This is a genomic window from Rhodoferax sp. UBA5149, assembly GCF_002413825.1.
In the GTDB taxonomy this organism is placed as follows: domain Bacteria; phylum Pseudomonadota; class Gammaproteobacteria; order Burkholderiales; family Burkholderiaceae_C; genus Rhodoferax.
The window spans coordinates 3,576-10,220 of the sequence record NZ_DHXT01000094.1; the positions used below are offsets into that span (position 1 = coordinate 3,576).

7 protein-coding genes and 1 other RNA gene are annotated in these 6,645 nt (G+C 58.3%); 5 read left to right on the forward strand and 3 right to left on the reverse strand.

From position 1 onward, the window contains the following. On the reverse strand, window positions 1–1,262 hold a 1,262-nt coding region (locus B3V69_RS08080), incomplete at its 3' end, for a DNA gyrase subunit A (protein WP_296445467.1). A 246-nt stretch (window positions 1,263–1,508) separates the two neighbouring features. Between B3V69_RS08080 and ompA the strand changes: the two genes are divergently transcribed. The 4 genes from ompA (at window position 1,509) to ssrA (ending at window position 4,098) form a co-directional block, all read left to right on the forward strand. Further along, entirely contained in the window at window positions 1,509–2,162 is a 654-nt protein-coding gene (gene ompA / locus B3V69_RS08085) for an outer membrane protein OmpA (RefSeq protein ID WP_296445455.1), read from the forward strand. 135 nt (window positions 2,163–2,297) lie between these two features. After that, window positions 2,298–3,011 carry a bifunctional 2-polyprenyl-6-hydroxyphenol methylase/3-demethylubiquinol 3-O-methyltransferase UbiG gene (gene ubiG / locus B3V69_RS08090; RefSeq protein WP_296445457.1) on the forward strand — a complete coding sequence of 238 codons (714 nt, stop codon included), beginning with the start codon at window positions 2,298–2,300 and terminating at the stop codon, window positions 3,009–3,011. A gap of 22 nt (window positions 3,012–3,033) precedes the next feature. Beyond that, window positions 3,034–3,699 carry an HAD-IA family hydrolase gene (locus B3V69_RS08095; RefSeq protein WP_296445460.1) on the forward strand — a complete coding sequence of 222 codons (666 nt, stop codon included), beginning with the start codon at window positions 3,034–3,036 and terminating at the stop codon, window positions 3,697–3,699. 12 nt (window positions 3,700–3,711) lie between these two features. Then, window positions 3,712–4,098, forward strand: a transfer-messenger RNA (tmRNA) gene (gene ssrA / locus B3V69_RS08100). 131 nt (window positions 4,099–4,229) lie between these two features. On the opposite strand, the gene B3V69_RS08105 is transcribed toward ssrA, so the two are convergent. Together B3V69_RS08105 and B3V69_RS08110 are read right to left on the reverse strand one after the other, a co-directional pair. Beyond that, complete coding sequence (locus tag B3V69_RS08105) at window positions 4,230–4,658, reverse strand: tyrosine-type recombinase/integrase (protein ID WP_414707490.1); 429 nt, start codon at window positions 4,656–4,658, stop codon at window positions 4,230–4,232. A gap of 51 nt (window positions 4,659–4,709) precedes the next feature. After that, a complete protein-coding gene (locus B3V69_RS08110) occupies window positions 4,710–5,615 on the reverse strand; it encodes a LysR family transcriptional regulator (protein ID WP_296445462.1) in 906 nt (301 codons plus the stop codon). A 90-nt stretch (window positions 5,616–5,705) separates the two neighbouring features. Between B3V69_RS08110 and B3V69_RS08115 the strand changes: the two genes are divergently transcribed. After that, window positions 5,706–6,533 (forward strand): carboxymuconolactone decarboxylase family protein, encoded by an 828-nt coding sequence (locus tag B3V69_RS08115; protein WP_296445463.1) that lies wholly within the window; start codon window positions 5,706–5,708, stop codon window positions 6,531–6,533. The last annotated feature ends 112 nt before the right edge of the window (window positions 6,534–6,645 follow it).

Genomic DNA, 6,645 nt, shown 5'->3' on the forward strand with positions numbered 1-6,645 from the left:
CGCACCAGTTTGCTGTCCCAGGGCTTGGCCATCAGCTCGACCTTGGCCACCGGTGGCGTCGGGGCATTGCGGATGATGGCAATGAATTCGTCGATGTTCGCCAACGCCACCGCCAGGCCTTCGAGCACATGGCCGCGCTCGCGCGCCTTGCGCAGGTTGAAGATGGTGCGCCTCGTCACCACTTCACGCCGGTGCTCCAAGAAGACTTCAATCAGGTCCTTGAGGTTGCACAGTTTGGGCTGACCATTGATCAGCGCCACCATATTCATGCCAAAGGTGTCCTGCAACTGCGTCTGCTTGTACAGGTTGTTGAGCACCACCTCGGGCACTTCGCCGCGCTTGAGTTCGATCACCAGGCGCATGCCGGACTTGTCCGACTCGTCCTGGATGTGGCTGATGCCCTCAATCTTTTTCTCGTGCACCAGCTCGGCCATGCGCTCCTGCAAGGTCTTTTTGTTGCACTGGTAGGGCAACTCATCCACGATGATGGCTTGTCGCTGGCCCTTGTCAATGTCTTCGAAGTGGCATTTGGCGCGCATGACAACGCGTCCGCGCCCTGTGCGGTAGCCGTCCTTGACGCCGTTGATGCCGTAAATGATGCCCGCCGTCGGGAAGTCGGGCGCCGGGATGATTTCCATCAACTCGTCGATGGATGCGTCCGGGTTGCGCAGCAAATGCAGGCAGCCGTCGACCACTTCATTCAGGTTGTGCGGAGGGATGTTGGTGGCCATGCCCACCGCAATGCCGGAGGAGCCATTCACCAGCAAATTGGGGAAGCGCGCTGGCATGACCAGTGGCTCTTGCTCGCTGCCGTCGTAGTTGGGGCCGAAATCGACGGTTTCCTTGTCCAGATCGGCTAGCAACTCATGCGCGATCTTGGACATACGGATTTCGGTATAACGCATGGCTGCAGCGTTGTCGCCGTCCACTGAGCCGAAGTTGCCCTGGCCATCCACCAGCATGTGGCGTAGAGAGAAGTCCTGCGCCATACGCACGATGGTTTCATACACCGCGCTGTCGCCGTGCGGGTGGTACTTGCCAATCACATCACCCACAATACGGGCCGATTTCTTGTACGGCCGGTTCCAGTCGTTGTTGAGCTCGTGCATGGCAAACAGCACGCGTCGGTGAACCGGTTTCAGGCCGTCCCGCGCGTCGGGCAGGGCACGGCCCACAATCACGCTCATGGCGTAATCGAGGTAGCTCCGGCGCATCTCCTCTTCAAGACTGATGGGCAGGGTTTCTTTGGCGAACTGGGTCATGGGAGGTCGTGGCTAGGGCTATGTCAAAGGCAACCTCCGATTCTAAGGGCGGGCCTTGTTGCTTATTCGCAACGACAAAGCGCATTTTTCACGGCTTTTGTGGTGGAAATGCCTATGACCCGGTTTGGGGTTTAAGGCCGAATCTCGCTGTGGCACAATGCCAATAACGTTTTAGATGATGGGCATTTAGAGCGTGTTACAAATATTCGCAGCGCTGCTGCGGCTTTTTTCCCCACAAGGAGAACCATGAAGAAATTAAACAAAGTGGCAATGTTGATTGCAACCGCAGCACTCGCAACTGTTGCCGGTGCACAATCGATTGACAACTGGCGCGATGCTGCCGGTGATACCTGGAAAAATTCCACAGGTCTGTGCTGGCGTGATGCCAACTGGACACCCGCTACGGCGGCTGTCGGTTGCGATGGTGCCATCGTGGCCCCTGTCGCTGCACCTGCTGCACCGGCTCACATGGCTCCCAAGGCTGCTCCAGCGCCTGCGCCTGCCGCTGCGCCCGTTGCGCGACCGGCGCCACTCGCAGCCACCAAAGTGACCTACGCTGCGGATGCATTCTTTGACTTCGACAAGTCCGTGATCAAGCCTGAAGGCAAAGCCAAACTGGATGACCTGGTTGGCAAGGTTAAGAGTATTAATCTGGAAGTCATCATTGCTGTGGGTCATACCGACTCCATTGGTACCGATGCCTACAACCAGAAGCTGTCGGTCCGCCGCTCAGAAGCTGTGAAGGCTTACTTGGTGTCCAAGGGCATCGAGAAAAACCGCGTTTACACCGAAGGCAAAGGCGAGAAGCAGCCTGTGGCTGACAACAAGACCAAAGAAGGTCAAGCCAAGAACCGTCGCGTGGAAATCGAAGTGGTTGGTACCCGCGCCGTCGGCAAGTAATTGGCGTTTACGCCCGGAAGCGGTCTAAAAAGACTGCTTCGAAAAAAACCTCGCCTTGGCGAGGTTTTTTTGTTTCAGTTGACCTTGTTCTGGGTCTCCAGGCCATGGACCTTATATTTTGTCGATAATCTCCCCATGACTTCAACATTGAACGCTGATCCGGCCGAACTGGCCAAGTTTTCCGATTTGGCCCACCGCTGGTGGGACATGGACGGCGAGTTTCGTCCACTGCATCAAATCAATCCTTTGCGACTGGATTGGATCAACAGTCTTTGTCCGCTGAAGGGCCAGCAGGTTCTTGATGTCGGATGTGGCGGCGGCATTCTGGCGGATTCGATGGCGCGCGCAGGCGCGCAGGTGACGGGCATTGATCTGGCCGCCAAGGCGCTCAGGGTGGCCCAGCTGCATGCCCTGGAAGCGCAAACCCCGAATGTGCAGTACCGGGAAGTCAGCGTCGAAGCATTGGCGGAGCAACAGCCCGCCAGCTTTGATGCGGTGACCTGCATGGAAATGCTGGAGCATGTGCCAGACCCGGCGTCGGTGGTTCGGGCCTGCGCCGCGCTGGTCAAACCGGGTGGCTGGGTGTTTTTTTCCACCCTGAACCGCAATCCCAAATCGTTTTTGCTGGCCATTGTGGGCGCTGAGTACGTGCTTAATATGCTGCCGCGCGGAACCCATGAATACGCCAAGATGCTGCGGCCCAGCGAGTTGGCAAGTTACTGCCGATCGGCCGACCTTGATCTGCGACACACGCGCGGCATGGCGTACAACCCGCTGACCCGGCGCTACTGGTTGAACGCCGACACCAGCGTGAACTATCTGTTTGCCACCCAAAAGCCCGCAGTGTGACCCTGTGACGGGGAATTTCGGAATGTTTGCCGAGGCACAGGCCGTGCTCTTCGATCTGGATGGCACCCTGATTGACAGCGCGCCCGATCTGGGCGCTGCAGCCGACAAAATGCGTGTGGACCGGGGTCTGCCTTCATTGCCACTGGCGCACTATCGTCCGATGGCTGGTGCCGGAGCGCGCGGGATGATTGGCGTGGCTTTTGGCCTGACGCCCGAGCACGCGGATTTTGCCGCCTTGCGGGAAGAATTTTTCACGAATTACGAGCGCTGCATGACGCAACGCACTTACGCTTTTGAGGGTGTGCCGGAATTGATTGCCCATTTGGTGGCGCTCGGTCTCCCGTGGGGCGTTGTGACCAACAAATCCGCCCGTTTCACCGGTCCCCTGACCCGCGCCATGCCGCTGTTTGCCTCGGCCCGGACCGTGATCAGCGGTGACACCACGCCCCATGCCAAGCCTCACCCTGAGCCCTTGTTGGAGGCCGCCAGGCGACTTGCCATTGACCCGGTGCACTGCCTGTATGTGGGCGATGACGAACGGGATATCGTGGCCGGACTGGCGGCCGGCATGGCGACGGTGTCGGCCACCTACGGCTACCTGGGTCAAACAGCCGACCCAAGCCAGTGGGGCGCGCATGCCACCATTAATTCTCCGGGGGCCCTATTGCAATTGCTGGCAAAGGCCTAAAATAGGCGACTTGGGGCTGCATTGGTTTCGACGTGGGTTCGGACGCGGTGTGGTGCATGTCGAGCTGAATGTGCTCGTTAATCTGATTCAAAAAAACTAACTGCAAACGACGAACGTTTCGCACTCGCTGCTTAATTGCCAGTGAGCTTTACAACAGCAGGCCGATGGGCTGGGCAAGGGGTTTTTAACGCAAGTTAGAGGCTCCCGGCTGTAAAGATAATTTCATCGGCTGGCTCTGGGCTGGGTACCTTAACCCGGGGCAAGAAAATAGGGTGCTGGCGTCCTGTGTAGCGTGTGGCTGCGCGACACAGGTGGCGAGACTCAAATCAGACCACTAAACATGTAGATCTGCCCGAACAAGGCTTGCGGACGGGGGTTCAAATCCCCCCAGCTCCACCATAAAAGACAACCTACGCCAATGAAAGACAAGACTATTGGCGTAGGTTCTCCCTCTAACCTCAAAACCTGCTTTAAACCGTCGTTCATTGGCGTTGCATTCGCACGTAATTCGCGCCGATATTCGCACGCGGCTATTCATTACCCACCGTCCGTAACGCCGCCTTGGGCTTCTGGTAGTCCTGCGGGATGAACTTGCCGTAAATCCTGAACACCATCTGGACGTCGACATGCCCAAGCTGCTGGGCTACGTACCATGGGTTCGTGCCGGCCGTCAGCAGGGTGCTGGCATAGGTATGCCGCGCCTGATAGGGGTTGCGGTAGCGCACGCCAGCCCGCAGCAGCAGCGGCTGCCACAAGGTTTTGCGGATCTGGGCATCGGTTCCCCATGCCCGGCCGGTGCGCGGATTGAGCCAGACATGCTCATCCGCCAGAAAACTGACCGACTTTTGCGCCAGCAGCGCCGCCATGGCCTCCGGGTTGAGGTCCAGGGCACGCACGCCAGCCTCGGTGTTCGGCCCCTTTTCCACGCCAGCCACCTGGTTGCGGTCAATGTTGGCCATCACGCGCCAAAGTATCACAGATGATCAATGAAATGGGGCACGCCCATTCCGTCAAGCATGACCTTCAACCCGCTCCTTGAGCAAGCCAATCAGCGCCGCAACGGTCTTGGAGACTTCTCCCACGCGATAGGCAACCCCTACGCTGATGCGAAGTTGCTCCCCTTCCAGAAGGCTTTTGTACACGATCCCCTTGCGGGTCATGGCCTTCAAGGACCTCGGGATCAACGCAACACCTTGACCGTTAGCGATCAGGCCTAATAACACGTGGTGATCGGATGGTTCAGGCACCCGTTCAGGCCGAAATCCCAAGCGCTCAAAGACTTTCTCACAGTGGTTGTAGTAAGCCGGATTAAGTTTTCGATCAAACCAGAACAGACTGTCTTGCGCGAGATCGAGAACTGACAGTTGTCGCTTTTTGGCTGCGGCGTGACTTGCAGGGATGCATGCCACCATCGGTTCATCGCACAAATGCTCCGTGGTCAAACCCTCGGCATGCGACGGTAGACCGATCACAGCCGCATCCAGAGTCCCGCGGTTCAGGTCACGGATGCACTGCGACGAGTTCTGCCGTTTCACCGTCAATCGAGTTTCAGGAAACCGTTGCGCAAAGGCAGCTTCAACCCATGCGAACAGGCTGGCATCGATCACAGTGGTGATGCCGACGCTCAGTTCAGCCAAAGCCGGGGCGTCCTGAGGTTCGAACCGCCCCAGCACCTGGTCCGCCTCGCGAATGAGTGATCGCGCGTCCGAGAGAAAGCGGGTACCGGCATCAGTCAGGCGCACGCCCTGTCGACTGCGCTCGAACAAGGGCGCACCCAGGCTGTCTTCGAGCATCTTGATCTGGCGACTCAGCGGTGGCTGAGTGATGAACAGCCGCTGCGCCGCTCGCCTAAAGTTCAACTCTTCGGCCACCGCAACGAAGTACTTCAGTTGTCGCAGTTTGAGTGGATTGCGCATGTCGTCTTTCCAATGGTGATTCTGATGCTTGAAAGGTATCAGCAAAAAATGACATAGCCTAACGCAACCCACGCCGCTAAGGTTGCGTCCATGCCCAACACCGAAACACCCATGGACAACTCCAACTACCAGGCCGGACTCGACCAACTGCGCAGGATCGAGGCAACCGACCGGCCCTCAATCATCGACAGCCTCTCGGACATCGCTCCCGACCTTGCCCGCCTGGCGATCAGCTTCGTCTACGGCCAGATCTACACACGGCCCCACCTGAACCTGCGGGACCGACAACTCGTCACTGTTGCGATGCTCGCAGCCCTGGGCAACGCCCGCCCTCAACTGAAGTTTCACATTGCCGGCGCGTTGAACGTGGGATGCAGTGCCACCGAGATCATCGAACTGATGTTGCACCTGGCTGTGTACGCTGGCTTTCCTGCGGGACTGAATGGCGTGTTCGCGGCCAAGGAAGTGTTTGAAGACCGGGGCCTGGTCTTTGCAACGCAGGCCGTGCCTCCCCCCGTTGAGGCCGAGCGATTTCGCAAAGGCTGGGATGCGCTTATGCACATCGATGGTCACGCGGGCGAACAGGTGATTGCTTCATTGGCCGACGTGGCCCCGGACCTGGGCCGTTTCATCATCGAGTTTGGGTTTGGCGATATCTACACCCGCCCGGGTCTGGATCTGTTGCAGCGAGAGTTGATCACCGTCGCGGCGTTGACGGCCTTGGGCACCGCAGCGCCTCAACTCAAGGTGCACGTGCACGGTCTGCTCAATGTGGGCGGCACACGCGAGCAGTTGATCGAGACCGTGATTCACGTTGCCGCCTATGCCGGTTTCCCAGCCGCCATCAACGCCATGCTCACGGTCAAAGAAGTGCTCGCGCAGCGTGAGACGGAGCAACTGGACCCGGTCACGTCGTGACCCTGCCATATCTCGGTTTCCCCTGACGACCCGCGTTCGCATACAAAGTCCTGCAGTTTCACATCCAACGGAGTAAGCCATGTCTTGTCAGCGCCGATTGAATATTGAGCCA